Genomic DNA, 16747 nt, shown 5'->3' on the forward strand with positions numbered 1-16747 from the left:
ATTAATACCTTCTTCTTAAAGTATAAAGGTCACGTCTTCTGCGGCGGCGTCTTATTCCCCTGAAAAATGAAATTATAAGGAATAGTACCGCAATTATCATAATCCAGCCGGGTATTGCCTTTAAGGTAAAGGCGTTATCTATAAAAAGCCTGTAATAATACTGCACATCTGTTTTAAAGGTTCTTTCTTCGGCATCTCTTGAAGCAATTATATTTCCTTTAAAAATAACCTCATTATCAAGCTTATATGAAATCGTACCTAATACATCGCCTTCTTTTATAGGCAGAAGTAGTTTAATCTTGCTTTCGGAAGCTTCTTCTTCATTATCCTTTTCCTCATTTTTTTCAGGAATAGCTATTTTATGCTCCTTATAAATGATTTCTTTTTCTATTCGGGAAAGCTCTTCTTTAGAGAAATATCCGATAAATTCATCTTCGCCAAGCATATCCATGGTTTTGCTTTCACCAAGCTTAGGGTCATAAAGCTCGGCGGCTTCAAGAACCGCATCTTTTTGCTGTATGGTTTCATAATCGTAATTATCAAATCCGTAATCAAAAAGATCTAAGGTGTCTGCCCATCTTTCCTTTTCTTCTTCCTCACCAAAAACGATGGCAATAAGCTTTTCCCCGTCTTTTGCGGCAGAAGCTGAAAGACAGTAACCCGCCTGATTTGTAAAGCCGGTTTTTATGCCGTCAGCATAGGGATAATCCATAAGGAGAAGATTTGTCGTCTTCCAGTCATATTCTGCTGTTTTCATGTCTCCGGTTTTTTTATTGCCGGCGCCGTTACCCTTGTATTCCAATTCTTTAACTGTTTTAGCAATAGCCTCATGCTCCATAGCGGCTCTGCAAATAATCGCTATATCTCTTGCGCTTGTATAATGGTCATCATCGTGATAGCCATGGGGATTTTTGAAATTTGAATGGGTTGCCCCCAGCTCATTTGCTTTCTTATTCATCAGGTCAGCAAAAAAAGGTTCCGCCTCTTCATAAGGCATATTGGGATTTTTAGTTATTTTCTTTGCCACAGCCGATGCGGCAACGCAGGCAGATTCATTTCCCGAAGGTATTAAAAGCGCCCTTAAAAGGTTTTCTGCCAAAATGCTCTCTCCTGGCAGATGCCCTGCTTTGCTTGAATCCCATGGGACGCTGTTTACTTCGTTTCCCATTACAATTATTTCATCCAAAGGTATATTTTCAACAAACAATATCGCCGTAAGCACCTTTGTAATACTTGCAGGGTAAACTTTAAGGTCCGCATTTTTTTCATACAGGACTTTTCCCATTTCTCTTTCTATTAATATGCCGCTTTTTGCCTTTATGTCAGGGGGCTCTGCTGCAAAAGCGTTTACAGTAAGCATATTTATAATAAGAACAGCGTTAATTAATAATGTTAATATCGTATTTTTTCTTCTCATGTTCATAGCCTTTCCATATCTATCCAATACTTTTTATACAATTATAATATTTTTTGTCATATTTGACAATAGTGCATACCTTACAGATAGCAATTATACGCATCAAGCTTGAAACAATATCCCATACGTGCTTTATAAATATCGCTTTAATATAGCCATTTTTTAATAAAAACCTTATTTTAAGGATTACCACATGTATATTTCTTAAACTTAAAAATTGTCTTTTGATTTTCAAGTTCAAGAGGTTATCTTTAAGCCTATAGTATAGTCAATTTACTTTTATTCCGAGGTGCATATTTGGATTGAGCGGCTTAAAATAAGAGAAAAGCAAATTGATAATGATACTATTTCATATTGAATCAAGTATAAATAAACTTGATTTTAAATTTATTTACTATATTTATCTTTTATATGGATTTCTCCAATTAGTAAATAAATTATAAAAAGCCGCTAAATGCGGCTTTATTAGTAATTGTTTTAATTAAAAATAACATCTTCTATAAGATAGGCAAGAATCTCCATTGAATTAAAAGCTTCTTCCTTCGTATTATATTGGCAGCCAATTTCCACAAGGAGGGATTTAGGAAGCATGAAGGTCGAAAATCGATAAGTTTTTAAATACATCTTTCTTGTAGAATCCGGAAAATATTTATTTGCCGCCATCTGCATATTAAAGCTCAAAGCAAGGTTTGTATCCAGATTGGGATTTTTAAGGCTTTCTATTTCCGTTACTTTTCCGCCGTCATTAATTGCCGAAAGCCCGTTTACAAACATAAATTTTGCATAGGGTTTGCCGTTTATATAGTTTACAAGCTGAGGATCAGGCTCTATACCGTCTCTGTGAATGTCTATAGCAAGCTCTATGGAAGGATTTTCCTTAAGTATTTTCTGTACTTCTACCTCCATTCTTTCATAAGAGCCGTCTCTGCTGCTTTTGCCGTCAATTACATCATAAACTCCCGTATGGTGTATCGCTTCTATTCCATATTGGTTTTTAAGTATCCTTTGAAGCTCTCTTCCTGCACCTACGACCCCTTCATATAAATCAGAGGTATCACTGTCGGAAAAAAACTCTGTGCCGGCATGGGTATGGAATATTAAAACCTGCGGCTCAGAGCTATTCTTTTCTATGGAAAGATCAGCGGCCAAAAATTTATCTACATCAAATTTATCTTTGATTATACCTGCGCTTGCGTCCTTATTGTAAAGCTTATGAATCATATAGTCTACGTCTCTTAATTGCTCTAAATCATCGTATGTAATATTTTCTTTTGCTCCGTCTTCATAAAGAGGGGTGAACTCTTCCTCCTCCTGATAGATTACCTCGTCAAGACCGATAATGCCATCGTCTTTCTTGTATATATCAGGGTCGTTTTCAACTGCTTTCGTATCCTGCTCAAGCCACACCTCTTTATCCTCGTCAAGCTTTAATCTGGGGGTGTCTTCTGTATGGATATAAGAATATGGCAGAGAGCCATAAAGCAATATTTTTGCAATTGCAATGTCTTTACTAAGCATAAGGCCCGGTATAGCCAGAAGAGCTGCCGGAAATATTAATTTTCTTATATAAGCCTTCCAAGGCATTTTTTTCTTTTTTCTGTATCTTTGCATCAGCCATGCTCCCTAAATAAAAAATATATCTTCCACTCAATGTCTGATTCTTAAGCATTTTTATAAATATATGCTTAAACCTAATTTTTTATTCAGGGGCTGATAGCCTTAAAATTCACCTTAAGACCTATTTCTAGACAATGAATTTTCAGATTGCAAAGCAATCCGGACTATCCCTGTCTAAGCTTACAGGATATCCTTTAAGTGAATCTTCCTCTTCTCTAAACCTGTGTTCAGCATAACAAAAAAAGCCGCTTAGGCGGCCCGTCGATAAAAATTAACTCCACTTTATTGCATAGGAAAACAATATATCTTCTGCTTCTTCTTTCCCTACATTTTGCGCAAGAACAATTTCACTAATAACAATCTGTTTTGCATTCGAAAGCAGCTTCTTTTCAACGCTTGACAGTCCTCTGGCCTTTTCTCTGAGATAAAGGTTTCTATATACTTCAACGACCTCAATAAGCTTGCCTGTTTTTATTTTTGCTAAATTGCATTTATATCTTTCATTCCAGTTTTCAGGCATTTCAACGGGGATTTCCGAAACCTTCTCCAATACGCTCATTACCCTGTTGCTGCTGTAAATTTCTCTTAACCCTAAAACCTCAGCATTTCCTGCTGAAACGCTTATTTTTAAATTTCCAACAGGAATGTTCATTATATAATATATCCTGGATACGCCGTCAATAAGCTTTTCTTCAAGATCCTCAATAACTCCTGCTCCATACATCGGATATACTACTTTGTCACCTTTGCAAAACACGACTAATCTCCCTTCTTTTTAGCTAAAATGTATAATTGAGTAAAAATTTAGTATTAATTGTTATATAATTAAACTTTTTTACAGTTTGGACTAAATTTACTTGTATTTAACTTATATCTTAAAAAAGTGAAAAGAAAAATAAAATAAATTACATCATACAACAAATTTAATTATATTATAACATATTCTTTACAAGCATGTTGCCAAAATTTGTTGAAATATTCGCTAAACATATTCAATTTTATCATTAGCAAATTATGTTATTTTTATACATTAATGAAAATATCTCTTTTAATAGTTATAAAAAAGAAAATATGCTATAATTTAGAAATGAAGTAAATTTATTATGTAGAAGTAACAAAAGCCTATTCCAACAGGATGAAAAACACGAATTCCCTTCGAAAACATAGTGAAATTTCTTTTATCCCGCTATAAGCGTTTGGCTTTATAGGGCTTAAAATAAGAGAAAAGCAAATTAACTATGCTGCTATTTTTATGAATTCGAGGAATATACGGTTTTGTTACGGTTTAACTTTAAATTTACTGCGGATTTAAAAATGAGGTGATAATGATATGAGCCTATATGACCAAAAATATTTGGATATAGCTGAAAATATTATTGAAAATGGATATTTTGATAATAACCGAACGAATGTTAAAACTTATAAACTGCCCCATCAGATTATGCAATTTGATTTAAGGAAGGAATTTCCCGTTCTTACCACGAAAAGAATGCCTTTTATAACAGCCGTTAAAGAAATGCTCTGGATATTCAGAGACCAGTCAAACGATGTTTCCTTGCTCCATAAGGAAAAGGTTAAAATATGGGATGAATGGGTTTTAGAAGACGGAACCATAGGAACGTCCTACGGCTATATCGTGAAAAAGTTCCATCAGATAGACAAGCTTATAGAAGATTTGAAGAATAATCCTCAAAGCAGAAGAATGCTGATTAGTTTATGGCAAAATGAATACCTTGATACAGGCGCTTTATATCCCTGCTGTTTTTTAACTATGTGGGATGTAACCGATGGGTATTTAAACTGCATGCTGATTCAAAGAAGTGGTGACTGGGGATTGGGTATTCCCTTTAACACTACTCAATATGCCGTTCTTACCCTTATGCTTAGTCAAGTGACAAATTTAAAGCCCGGGCTTTTCACCCATGTAATTAATAATGCCCATTTATATGAAAATCAGGTGGAAGCTTTAAAGCTTCAAATTGCCAGAAGAGATGAAGCCTACCCTGCCCCTGAAGTTTGGATAAACCCTGAAATCAAGAACTTTTATGATTTTACTTATAAAGATGTAAAGCTTATAGATTACAAGCATCATGATGATATAAAAATGGAGGTTTCCGTATAATGCTTTCCCTTATTGTAGCAATAGGAAAAAACAGAGAAATAGGAAAGGGCGGAACAATGCCCTGGCATCTTCCTGAAGATTTGAAATATTTTAAAGAAACAACCATGGGTCATAAAATGATTATAGGGAAAAACACCCTCTACTCTTTGCCGAAAATTCTCCCAGGAAGGCTTCATATTGTTCTTACATCTTCTCCGGAATCCTTGCCGAAAGATGAAAGAATAAGGCCTGCAACAAAAATGGAAGCTCTCGTTGATGAATATTCCGATTCCAAGGAAGAGGTTTTCGTATGCGGGGGCGGAAAAATATATGCGGAATTTCTCCCCTTCTGTCAAAAGCTTTATCTTACAAGGGTTAGCGGCTCCTATGATGCGGATACTTATTTTCCTGAAATAAACTTTTCAAAATACAGGCTGATAAGCAAATCAGATACAAAAAAGGATGAAAAATCAGGAACCGAATTTGTATTTGAGGTTTATGAGAAACTGTAAATGTAAAAGATATATTGTCAATTTGTTTTTAAGACCCTGTAAGCATTTGGTCTTAGGAGGCATAATAATAAAAAAGCAATAAGATTTTTTGCTTCCCAAAATGCCGTAAACGGCATTTTAATCCAGTCAGGGTTTTTTTCCTGTTCCAATTGACAATGAAGCCATTTTTTCTGAATTCAAGTAAAAACAGCCGGAAAGATAAATTCGGCTGTTTTTTTGTTGTTAACGGAGCATGGAATCTGTTAGCCCTTGATTTACACTAAATCTCAATCCAATATCTTCTGGTTATTCTGTCAACGCCGTCAATATTATTTACAATTTTATCCTGTAATATGCCGCCGTTTTTCTCTATTACACGGGCTGAGCCATAATTATTATCATTGCAAGTAATTAAAATCTTTTGAAGCCCTAAAACCTCTTTTGCATACTTTAGGGCCATGGCAAGCATAATTGTACCTATCCCCTGGTTCCATTTGGAATATCTTATGCCGTAGCCTATATGCCCGCCAAAGCGCAGCAATGAATCTGTCAGGCTATGGCGTATGGATACTTCTCCAATGAATTCGTCTCCATCTACAAGCCATAAATAGGTAGATTTTACATAGCCGTCAGGCAAATTGTTTCCTGTTCTATAATTTTCATATTTTTCAAAAATATCATATTTATTGATGTCAAAAAAAGCATACGTGCTTACATCATGCTTACGGTATTCCTCTATAGCCTCTATATAAGACTGATAATATGCTTTCACCGGTATAATTAATTCCATTATGTCTTCCCCCAAGTTTCTTTAAATAATAAAATAGCCCTCTTTTAAAATGAGCTTGATATATAAAATTAAACGAATAGTCTATGCTATTCGTTAATTTTTGATGATTTCTTATACCTCTATTTTTCTTCCGGTAGAGGAAAGAAGAACCTGGGCAGGCAGGTAAGTTATTTGTATTAATTTAAATACGCTCTCACTCATTTGAGGTGTAAGAAGCGCCGATGCCAGATATATAATGCTCGAAACATAAAACAGCACCATACCAAGTATAATCAATATATTATTTGGCGAGGGAAATTCCTTTTTTGCCATAATAGAACCGGTAAGGCTGTAAAAGCCTGAAACAAAATACGCCCCTAAGAGGCCTGCCGTAATATTTTTAAATATCAAAAAGAAAATCAGGAAAACAACCGCTGAAGCCGCCACCTGTATTTTTACTCTTATCAATTGGGTGTATCGGTAGTTATAAAATGTATGAATGATTGCAAAAATTAATATGCCAACATCGATGTTATAGGAAAAGAAAAACCAGTCCGCAATTATTGTAAGGCCTGCGGCGGCTCTTAAAATATTTACGTCTTTTTTGCTTTTGGCCTCTTTATCTTTAATGTAAAGGGCATTAAAAAAGCATACAATTATAATTATAAATCTAAGTAATCTTTGGGAATCCAAATTAATCACTCTTTCATTAGTTGATATGGGGGCCGGATAAATCAAATAAATTTTAATCCAAAACTATGGATAGATCCATATTCTGTTTCCTTTTATTTTGCACCGGGCGCCTAAAGCCAAAGTTGCCGACGGAAGCTTATGGCCGCAGCAAACATTGGATACGGCAGGCTTCCCAAGCGGTTCAATATAGTGCCGTATTATTTCCATTACTTCTTTATAGTAATCCTCATCATGATTTTTCCGCATTAAAAAATAACCTATTAAAAATCCTGAAACCTTGGAAAGACAGCCGGTATTTTTAAGCTGATTCAGCATTTTATCTATTTTATAAGGCTCTTCGTCCACTTCTTCTAAAAAAAGTATTTTATCTTTTATATCTATTTCATAAGGTGTGCCTATAGAGGAAGTTATCATGGACAGGTTTCCTCCTGTAAGGACCCCTTCTGCTTCTCCGTCTATAAAGGCGAAAAGTTCTTCGGAAGGCGGGTTTTGAAATTCCCCTGAAAATTTTTTAAAAATATTATCTTTTAAGCTCATAAAGCTGTAGGATTCAAGGCTTTCCTTATACAGCTCAGAAGCAAGCATAGGGCCGTGAAAGGTAATAAATCTGCAGTTTTTATTTATATAGGCAAGAAGGACGGTAATGTCACTGTATCCTGTAAATATTTTAGGATTGGCTTTTACTGCTTTCCAGTCTATTTTATCAATAAGCCTTTGACTTCCGTAGCCACCTCGAAGACAAAAAATTCCGCTGATAGACCGATCCTTGAACATTGTGTTAATATCGTCTGCTCTTAAGAAATCGTTTCCTGCAAGAAAGCCTTCCTTTGCTCTTGCACTTCGGCCTTCTACAGGAACAAGGCCCATGTCTTCTACGGTTTTTATAACTTTATCCATAATAGCGCTTTTAACGGGGCCTGCCGGCGCTATAAGCCCGACACGGTCGCCGTTTTTAAGGGTTCTGGGATATAGCATAGGACCTCCTTTAAAAACCTTTAGATTGCATTTAAACTAAACAATGTTTTCGGAAGTGAATTTAATAACTTCCTTTTTTATTATGTATAAGCATTTTCATTTCATAATTTTCATCTTTATAGTTTTGAGCAACCTCATAAAATTTCTCCATGACTTCATGAGATAATTTAAGCAAAACAGGGTCAAAATGCGTTCCCGATTCTCTGTGAATTATATCCATGGCAAAATCATGGTTAAAAGGCTCTTTATAAGGGCGTTTAGAAATAAGAGCATCATAGACATCGGCAATAGCCATAATCCTTCCTGCAAGGGGTATTTCCTCCCCCTTCAGTCCGTAGGGATAGCCGGTTCCGTCCCACCATTCATGATGGGATATCACAAGCTGCCTTGCAATATAAAGAAAATAAGAATCATCTCCAAGCTCACCAATGGCAGAATCTAATATTCTTGCTCCAAATACCGTATGCTGTTTTATTATATTAAATTCATCAGCTGTAAGCTTACCGGGCTTTCTTAAAATATTATCAGGAATAGCAACTTTTCCTATATCGTGAAGCTTTGCGGATTTTACTAAGTTTTCCTTAAAGTCCTCCGTTACAATATATTTAGGATGACTTAATTTCATAAGATTATTTACTAAAAGCTCGGCAAAAATAGTAGTTCTTTTAATATGGGCCCCTGTTTCATTATCCCTTGTGGCCGTAACATTTGCAAGAAGCTCCAAAGCAATATCCTGAGTCTTTAAAAGCTGAAGGGTTTTATTCTCAACCATTTTTTCAAGGTCTTTCTTGTAGCTTTGTAGCTCTGTATGAAGCTCTATTCTGGCCATAACAACACTTGGGCTTATAGGTTTAAGCACATAATCTACCGCCCCAAGCTCAAAGGCCCTTTGCTCCTTATCACGGCCTTCCGAAGCAGTTAAAAAAATCACTGGAATTTCTGCCCATCTGTAATCTTTTTTAAGATTTTGGATAAACTCATATCCGTTCATTTCAGGCATTTCTATATCCAGCAATATTAGGTTCGGTATCCTTTTCTCTAAAAAATGAAGAGCCCTATATGCTGAGGGCGAAGCGTATACTTTGTATTTGTCTTTTAAAATTTCTTGCAAAAGCTTAAGATTATTGGGGTCATCATCGACTACCAATATTACTTTCTTCTCATCGTCATATTGCATGCTTAAACCCTTTCTTCAAAGGACAGGATGAAAAAAACAATCCATTACCCCCATTGTTATACTTGAATTGCCATGAAATGATAGCATTGTCAATTTACCCTTACTTTATCTTATACTTTCTGAAGCCATATACTTACAACGGGGTAAAAGTAAATTGACTACATAAAAAGAATTCTTCCGCTGTATCTGCTAAAACAATTATTTACATGATTATGTTTACTGTGCCTTCTTTTCTGGCATGTGCTTTCGGATGGGGCTGATCGGGATAGCCGAGTACAAGACCTCCGCATATTTTATGGTTTTCAGGAACCCCAAGCGCCTCAGCAATCTCCCTAATCTCCTTATATCCGTTAAGCCTTACCAAAATATTTATCCAGCAGCTTCCGATACCCATAGAATGAGCAGCAAGCATCATATTTTCCATTACACAAGTGCTGTCTGCCATGGCGTTTAAATAGCCCTCTTCATTGGAAACAATTATAAACGTAGGTGCCTTGAAAAATAATTCCGTATCGGGATTTTTGGCTCTTTTTTTCATCTCTATAACGCTTTCAGGTGTATTATCGTCAATCTCAATTTTATCTAAAGCGTTTATTACGTCTTTGTTGAGTTTCTCTACTTTCTCTGAATTATATAGCACTGTAATCTTGTAGCTTTGATTATTTTTACCTGAAGGAGCGTAAGTTCCGGCAAGTATAATATTATCAAGTTCTTCCCTGCTTATTTGACGGTCTTTAAATTTTCGTATGCTTCTTCTTGTCAAAATATTATTTAATACTTCGTTCATTGCCCTGCCTCCTAATTAATCATTATTTTATGGTAAGAAATTCGCTTGCCTTTGTTGATAATCTAGTTAAAATTATCTTCCTGATTCCAATTCCTGGATTTAACTGTACCAAATTCTTTGGGGTATCGTTTTTTAAGTTCATCAATATTTCTTTGAAAAATCTCTTAAAGAAAAATATCAAGTGCTGCTGCAGTTTCTGCAATGGCCTCAAGCGATATCATCTGATTCTTTCACAAGGCAGTCTTTGTCCAGCTCACGGCCTTGTAAAAGCCATTTCTTACTATATCTATTGCCTATCCCGACTCACTGCATAAACCTATTACGCCATTAATTAATTTGCCTTTTTTCTCATTGGGGATTGAGGATTATCATTGCTAATTTTTGATATTCATTAATCATCATAACAACCTTTCCTTTTCCGCTTCATATAAGACGATATACCCATTAGCTATAGTTTACCAATTCATAGGATGGATGATACAATCCTGTCGGTTCGTAAAAATGTTTGCCGATATACTGAAACTCTAGCTTTGTCAGAAGTTTTTCCGATGCCTTATTTAACGGGTGATGCCCTGCGTACAGTCTATCTGCTTTTAAAACAGTGAAGCTGTAATCTATGACGGCTTTCACAGCCTCGTAAGCATATCCAAGCCCCCAATATTTTTTTCGCAGATGAACACCAACTTCATAGGAACCTGTTTTGGTTCTAAATGGCCGTATACCGCAGCATCCAATTATTTCATTTGTTGCAAGGTCAAAAATAGGCCAGTATTGTATATTAAATAAATTATTATTTTGAATTTCTGTATCTAAGCGGCGAATAATATCCTGCTGTGTAAATTTTCCGTCTGCACAAATAAATTGAGTAACTTCTTTTTCTCCCCACAATTGGGAAGCCAAATCTAAATCATCAGCAGTCCACTTTGAAAAGCCAATCCGATTTGTTTTCATAAAATACTCACGCATATTTTAACACTTCCTGTTATATAAATCTTCTGGGATTATATAGTGCTTCTTCTACAGTTTAGAATCGTGTTATTCTTTGGTTCTATGTTAAACGTACCCTGAGGATTCTATAATTAAAACTTTTGTTTCCTAAAGGTTTATTTAAAATAATTATACACTATTTTCCATATATATGACAATATATGAAAATTTACTTTTTTTATCAAATATTACTATTTGTATAATAATTATGATAAAATAAGTTAAAAAGCAAAAAGGAGCGTTCAATATGAAATATGAAATTAAAGGAGATAGCTTTCCTGTACTTATTTGTACTTTAAATACGGGAGAAACCATGGTTTCCGAAAGCGGTGCCATGAGCTGGATGAGCCCCGGTATAAATATGGATACATCGACAGGCGGCGGTCTTTTAAAGGGCATTGGAAGAGCATTAAGCGGAGAATCCATATTTTTAAATTATTTTACGGCAAATAGCGATAATCAGCAAATAGCCTTTTGCTCAAGCTTTGCAGGAAGCATAATCCCCTATGAGATAAGCCCAGGCAAAGAGCTTATAGCCCAGAAAAGAGCCTTTATATCAGGCACTCCCGGAGTAGATATTAATATTCACTTTCAGAAGAAATTCAGCGCAGGCTTTTTTGGCGGAGAAGGTTTTATTCTCCAAAGATTTTCAGGAAATGGTATCGTATTTTTAGAAATTGACGGAAGCATAATGGAATATGACCTTGCTCCGGGCCAATCCCTTCTTATAGATCAAGGCAATTTAGCCGCAATGGAACAGAGCGTATCCTTTGATATTGAAACCATCAAGGGATTAAAAAATGTCTTTTTCGGAGGAGAAGGCATGTTTATAGGCCGCCTTACCGGTCCCGGCAAAGTATGGCTTCAAACCATGCCTGTAAGTAAGCTTGCCAATATGATACTTTCTCATATGCCTTCTAAATAGATTTAAATTTTGCTTTTTTTGGTGTATACTATATACTATATTCATAGAATTGTATCGCTTTTTGCTTATCTGCTTTTTGCTTAAAAGCAGATAAGTATTTATAGTAAATTTCTTTTAAAGAAGGAACAAAATCCACTTATTCAAAACCATGGCTTCCTTTCAGAAACAGTACAGTTTTGAGTTGTTAAAATATACAGTTTTGTTACTTTTGAATTTCAAATTTACTATATATTATAAATCTTTGATAGGAGGACAAAAATGCATTGCGTACAAAACATTACCCCTGATATATTTTGGGTAGGCGACGGAGACAGGCGCCTTGAAAGATTTGAAAATATGTTTCCCCTGCCTAACGGCGTTAGCTATAATTCCTATATTATAAAGGATGAAAAAATCGCCCTCATGGATACAGTAGATGCTTCCATAACAAGGCAGTTCTTTGAAAATATAGAGTATGTTTTAGGGGATAAAAAGCTTGATTATCTCGTAATAAACCATATGGAACCGGACCACTGTGCAAATATCGGTGAGCTTTTAATCCGCTATCCTAATGTAAAAATAGTAGGAAACAAAAAAACATTCCAATTCATATCCCAATTTTATGATTTTGATATCTCTAATAATATGATTGAAATATCTGAAGGGGATGAAATTTTCCTTGGTAAGCATACCCTTAGATTTTTTCTTGCGCCCATGGTTCACTGGCCTGAAGCAATGTTTTCATACGAAAAATCGGAGGGAATCCTCTTTTCGGCAGATGCCTTCGGGAGCTTCGGTGCATTTACAGGAAATCTTTTTGCAGATGAAACAGATATTGAAAATCTCTACATTGACGAATATCGCCGCTATTACAGCAACATCGTAGGAAAATACGGTCCTCAGGTTCAAAATGTCCTGAAGAAGCTTGCCGGCGTGAATATAAATATGATATGCCCTCTCCACGGGCCTGTATGGAGAGAAAACCTTCCTTTTATCCTTGATAAATATAATTTATGGAGCACTTACACGCCTGAAAAAAACGGTGTCGTATTATTCTATGGCTCCATGTACGGCAATACGGAAAATACAGTAAGCCTTCTTGCAAACCTTCTTTCTCAAAAGGGCATAAAGGATTTAAGAATACATGATGTTTCAAAAACCAATCCGTCTTATATAATTTCCGATGTCTTTAAATACAGCCATATGGTAATTGCTTCCCCTACCTACAATAACGGACTATACCTTCCTATGGAATCTTTAATACATGAAATGGCTGCTTTAAATATTCAGAAGAGAAAGGCATCCATTATAGGAAACGGCTCATGGGCCCCCATGGCGGATAAAAGAATTCTTCAGCTTGTAAGTGAAATGAAAAACATGGAAATCGTCGGAACTCCTCTCGTTATCCATTCAAGCCTTAAAGAAGAACAGCTTCCTGCACTTAAAGAACTTGCAGAAGCAATATATCAATCTATGGAATAAATCATGACCACCCTTAAAAGGGTGGTTTGAGCTAGGCCTGTAAGGCCTTGTTACCGGCCAGCATCTCAAGATGCTGGCTTTCACTTAAGTTCAAGCCCCTATGCCCTTGCCTCTTTTGCTTAGCCCTTAAGGGCTATTTGTATTACCAGCTAACCCCTAAAGGGGTCTTCATATTCTTTGACACTCAGCTTATCTAGAGCAATGTCATGTTGCTCTTGTTCTCTGATGTATTTCTGGATGGTAGCTTCGTTCAGTCCTACCGTACTGACATAATAGCCAACTGACCAAAAATGCCGATTCCCAAACTTGTACTTCAAATTTGCATGTCGATCGAAAATCATCAGGGCACTTTTCCCTTTTAGATATCCCATAAAACTTGAAATGCTGATCTTTGGTGGAATGCTCACTAACATATGCACATGATCTGGCATCAGGTGACCTTCGATCAGTTCTACGCCTTTGTAGCCGCATAACTCTCGAAGAATTTTCCCAATCGACTCTCGATATTGATTGAAGATGATTTTACGTCTATACTTTGGAGTGAACACAATGTGATATTTGCACATCCACTTTGTGTGGGACAAACTATTATGTTGGTTTGCCATTGAAACACCTTTCCTTTCTGCATAGTGGCTTGAACACTCACTATTCTATTGGAAAGGTGTTTCTTGTGGTAGAACCTTTTGGTCCTCTACCCGCATAGCGGGTAGTTTTTTGTTTCGCACGCTATGCGAGCTCAACTGGCTTAAGCCATAAAGAAAAGAGGCAAACCAAAAGGTTTGCCTCTTTTAATGCAGAAAGGTGCGGTAAATTTTTAATCAAGCAACTTTTGCTAAAAATATATAATAAAATTCTTATAAAGAAGTAACAAACCGATTCATTAAAAACTCAAAAACACGGATTTGCTCCGGACACAGTACATTTTTGAGCCCTATATAATATACGGTTTTGTTACTGTTTAATTTTAAATTTACTACAAAGGCCGCCGGCAATAAAACCGGCGGCCTGAAAATAAGTTAAAATATATTTTTTAATATTTTACTATTGATTCTATATTATAGCCTTCAAGCTTCTCTCTGCCGTTAAGGCCAAGAAGCTCTATGAAAAAGTTCAAGGAAACGACTTCGCCCCCCGCTTCCTCTATCAGTTCACAGATAGCCTTGCAGGTTCCGCCGGTGGCAAGCAAATCGTCTACGATAACAACCTTTTGGCCGGGCTTTATGGAATCAATGTGCATCTCTATGGTTGCTTTTCCATATTCAAGCTCATATTCTTTGCTTATGGTTTTATACGGAAGCTTTCCTTTTTTTCTGATGGGAATAAAGCCCTTATTGAGATTATACGCAAGGGGGACACCGAAAATAAATCCCCTTGACTCAGGCCCTACAATAATATCAAAATCTATTTTTTCTAGGGATTTATCAAGTGCATCAATAGCCGCCCTTAAAGCCTCAGGCTCTTGGAGAATCGTAGTGATATCTCTGAATAATACGCCCTTCTCCGGAAAGTCGGGTATGGTTCTAATAATCTTAGTAAAGTCCACAATAACGCCCCTCTTTATTTTGAAATTCTAAAATCTTTAATATTCATCTGAACCGACACATTGTTATTATACTCGTTTATATTTATATAGTAAACAGCATCTATTGTTAAATTTATGTTTAATATTACGCCGTTTAGTATTTTTTCACTGTCATATTCATCAAAGGAGGCCTGTATGGACTTGGCAAAATACTCATACTTTCCAAATAAAAGGCCCTTGATATATCTTCCGTCCTCTGTTCTGAAGGTAAAAATAATCGTATCCTTATCTGCAATTACCCTTAAATCCCATACCTTAAGCCCCTTTGTTCCAAATATAGGCTCATGGTTTCCTTTGCCGAAGGGGCTTAAGTAATTAAGCTCCTGAGCAAGTTTATAGGTTACAAAGTCTAAAGGTAAGGCAGCGTCTATACGGATTATTTCATCAAAATCTTCTTCGCTGAGATTACAGTCCTCGTTAAGGCGGATATAAAGCTCTTCAAGGTTTTCATTTAAAAGGCTCATTCCTGCTGCCATGGCATGACCGCCGAATTTTATAAAAAGCTCCTTTGCTTTATAAAGCCCTTCATAAATATTATAGCCTTCTATAGATCTTGCGGAGCCTTTTACTACCTCTCCTTCTCCTGTAAATACAATGACGGGATGATGGTATTTTTCCTTTATCCTTCCGGCTACAATGCCGGCTATGCTCTCGTGGATTTCAGGGTTATATATGAAATAAACTTTAGCTCCTGACATATCGGAATTTTCTATTTCTTCAACAGCCATAGAAGCCGCTTTCTGGGTAAGGCTTTTACGCTCTTCATTAAGCCCTGAAAGGTATTTTGCATATTCACGAGCCTTTTCTTTGTCTTCTTCGACAAAAAGCTCTACGGCCTTAGATGCCGTTTCAAGCCTTCCTCCTGCGTTAATACAGGGGCCTATGACAAAGCCTATGGTAAATTCGCTGATATGCTTCCCCTTGCAGAGCCTTTCTTCCAAAAGGGCATCAAGGCCTATATTCAAGGCTCCTTTATTGTTGAGTAAATCAAGACCGTTTTTCGCAATAATTCTATTTTCATCGATTAAATCTACAATATCGCAAAATGTCGCTATGGCGGCAAAGATTAAAAGCTCATCATGGCAAGGAAGCTCTTTTACAAAATGCTCATAAAGAACCGTAATAAACCGATAGCAAAGCCCTGCGGCACACATGCTTTTAAACGGGTAAGGGCAGGCTCTCTGTTTTGGGTCTATAACGGCTGACGCTTTTGGGACCAAATCAATAATTCCCTCATCTGTTTCCATAAAGCCCGGCTCATGATGGTCTATGATGATGGTTTCAAGGCCTAATTGCGATGCGTAGTCTATTTCTTTTACAGAGGCAATGCCGTTATCACATAGAATGACAAGCTCTGCTCCCTGCTCTTTTAACGTATCTAGGGCCTCGCAGTTAAGGCCGTAACCTTCGGAAACCCTGTCGGGTATGTAGAAATCCGCGTCAAACCCAAGCCCTCTTAAGCCTTTCAGAAGGATTACCGTTGACGAAACTCCATCAGCGTCGTAATCCCCGTAAATAAAAATTTTTGAATTGTTTTGATATGCCCTGTCTAAAACATCAATGGCTTTATTTACATCTTTTGCCTCGGTGAAATCCCTAAGCTTATTCAGATTAGGGTTTATGTATTTATTGAAAAGCCTCGTGGTATTAATATTTCTGTTTACAAGGACCTTCGCCATAATTTCACTGATATTCAAGGCTTTGGCCATAGCCTTTATATCTGCTTTATTATTTTTTATCAGCCATTTAGCCATTTTTACCTCCC

At 36.4% G+C, this 16747-nt stretch carries 16 protein-coding genes; 4 read left to right on the forward strand and 12 right to left on the reverse strand.

Annotated elements, in window-relative coordinates; all coding sequences use genetic code 11:
* Window position 1: 1 nt before the first annotated feature.
* The 3 genes from NBX03_RS09645 to NBX03_RS09655 form a co-directional block, all read right to left on the reverse strand.
* The gene (locus NBX03_RS09645) at window positions 2-1417 is read right to left on the reverse strand and encodes a D-alanyl-D-alanine carboxypeptidase family protein (RefSeq protein ID WP_250227569.1); all 1416 of its coding nucleotides are present in this window, start codon (window positions 1415-1417) and stop codon (window positions 2-4) included.
* 477 nt (window positions 1418-1894) lie between these two features.
* Entirely contained in the window at window positions 1895-3028 is a 1134-nt protein-coding gene (locus tag NBX03_RS09650; protein WP_250227570.1) for a stage II sporulation protein P, read from the reverse strand.
* Window positions 3029-3305: 277 nt separating this feature from the next.
* Window positions 3306-3791 carry a CarD family transcriptional regulator gene (locus NBX03_RS09655; protein WP_250227571.1) on the reverse strand — a complete coding sequence of 162 codons (486 nt, stop codon included), beginning with the start codon at window positions 3789-3791 and terminating at the stop codon, window positions 3306-3308.
* A gap of 573 nt (window positions 3792-4364) precedes the next feature.
* Between NBX03_RS09655 and NBX03_RS09660 the strand changes: the two genes are divergently transcribed.
* A complete protein-coding gene (locus NBX03_RS09660) occupies window positions 4365-5156 on the forward strand; it encodes a thymidylate synthase (RefSeq protein ID WP_250227572.1) in 792 nt (263 codons plus the stop codon).
* Window positions 5156-5647 carry a dihydrofolate reductase gene (locus NBX03_RS09665; protein WP_250227573.1) on the forward strand — a complete coding sequence of 164 codons (492 nt, stop codon included), beginning with the start codon at window positions 5156-5158 and terminating at the stop codon, window positions 5645-5647. Before NBX03_RS09660 ends, NBX03_RS09665 begins: the two co-directional genes overlap by 1 nt.
* Window positions 5648-5906: 259 nt before the next feature.
* Here the strand turns inward: NBX03_RS09665 and NBX03_RS09670 are convergent, their stop codons facing one another.
* From NBX03_RS09670 to NBX03_RS09695, 6 genes are all read right to left on the reverse strand, one after another.
* Window positions 5907-6416: a GNAT family N-acetyltransferase gene (locus NBX03_RS09670; protein WP_250227574.1), complete on the reverse strand. Its 510-nt coding sequence runs from the start codon at window positions 6414-6416 to the stop codon at window positions 5907-5909.
* A gap of 111 nt (window positions 6417-6527) precedes the next feature.
* Entirely contained in the window at window positions 6528-7088 is a 561-nt protein-coding gene (locus NBX03_RS09675; RefSeq protein ID WP_250227575.1) for a hypothetical protein, read from the reverse strand.
* Between the two features lie 63 nt (window positions 7089-7151).
* A complete protein-coding gene (locus NBX03_RS09680) occupies window positions 7152-8063 on the reverse strand; it encodes a S66 peptidase family protein (protein WP_250227576.1) in 912 nt (303 codons plus the stop codon).
* 61 nt (window positions 8064-8124) lie between these two features.
* Window positions 8125-9240, reverse strand: a complete 1116-nt coding sequence (locus tag NBX03_RS09685) for an HD-GYP domain-containing protein (protein WP_250227577.1) — start codon at window positions 9238-9240, stop codon at window positions 8125-8127.
* 202 nt (window positions 9241-9442) lie between these two features.
* Window positions 9443-10027 (reverse strand): nitroreductase family protein, encoded by a 585-nt coding sequence (locus NBX03_RS09690; protein ID WP_250227578.1) that lies wholly within the window; start codon window positions 10025-10027, stop codon window positions 9443-9445.
* A 444-nt stretch (window positions 10028-10471) separates the two neighbouring features.
* Window positions 10472-10993 (reverse strand): GNAT family N-acetyltransferase, encoded by a 522-nt coding sequence (locus NBX03_RS09695; protein WP_250227579.1) that lies wholly within the window; start codon window positions 10991-10993, stop codon window positions 10472-10474.
* A gap of 268 nt (window positions 10994-11261) precedes the next feature.
* Here NBX03_RS09695 and NBX03_RS09700 point away from each other — a divergent pair, with 268 nt between their 5' ends.
* Window positions 11262-11939 carry a TIGR00266 family protein gene (locus tag NBX03_RS09700; protein ID WP_250227580.1) on the forward strand — a complete coding sequence of 226 codons (678 nt, stop codon included), beginning with the start codon at window positions 11262-11264 and terminating at the stop codon, window positions 11937-11939.
* A 258-nt stretch (window positions 11940-12197) separates the two neighbouring features.
* Window positions 12198-13400, forward strand: a complete 1203-nt coding sequence (locus tag NBX03_RS09705; RefSeq protein WP_250227581.1) for an FprA family A-type flavoprotein — start codon at window positions 12198-12200, stop codon at window positions 13398-13400.
* Between the two features lie 149 nt (window positions 13401-13549).
* Here NBX03_RS09705 and tnpA read toward each other — a convergent pair whose 3' ends face one another.
* From tnpA to recJ, 3 genes are all read right to left on the reverse strand, one after another.
* Window positions 13550-14005 (reverse strand): IS200/IS605 family transposase, encoded by a 456-nt coding sequence (tnpA, locus tag NBX03_RS09710; RefSeq protein WP_250227317.1) that lies wholly within the window; start codon window positions 14003-14005, stop codon window positions 13550-13552.
* Between the two features lie 425 nt (window positions 14006-14430).
* Window positions 14431-14946, reverse strand: a complete 516-nt coding sequence (locus NBX03_RS09715) for an adenine phosphoribosyltransferase (protein ID WP_408628563.1) — start codon at window positions 14944-14946, stop codon at window positions 14431-14433.
* A gap of 11 nt (window positions 14947-14957) precedes the next feature.
* On the reverse strand, window positions 14958-16736 hold the full coding sequence (gene recJ / locus NBX03_RS09720) for a single-stranded-DNA-specific exonuclease RecJ (protein ID WP_250227583.1): 1779 nt from the start codon (window positions 16734-16736) through the stop codon (window positions 14958-14960).
* Window positions 16737-16747: the final 11 nt, after the last annotated feature.

Origin of the sequence: Anaeropeptidivorans aminofermentans, assembly GCF_940670685.1 — a bacterium.
Taxonomy (GTDB): Bacteria; Bacillota; Clostridia; order Lachnospirales; family UBA5962; genus Anaeropeptidivorans; species Anaeropeptidivorans aminofermentans.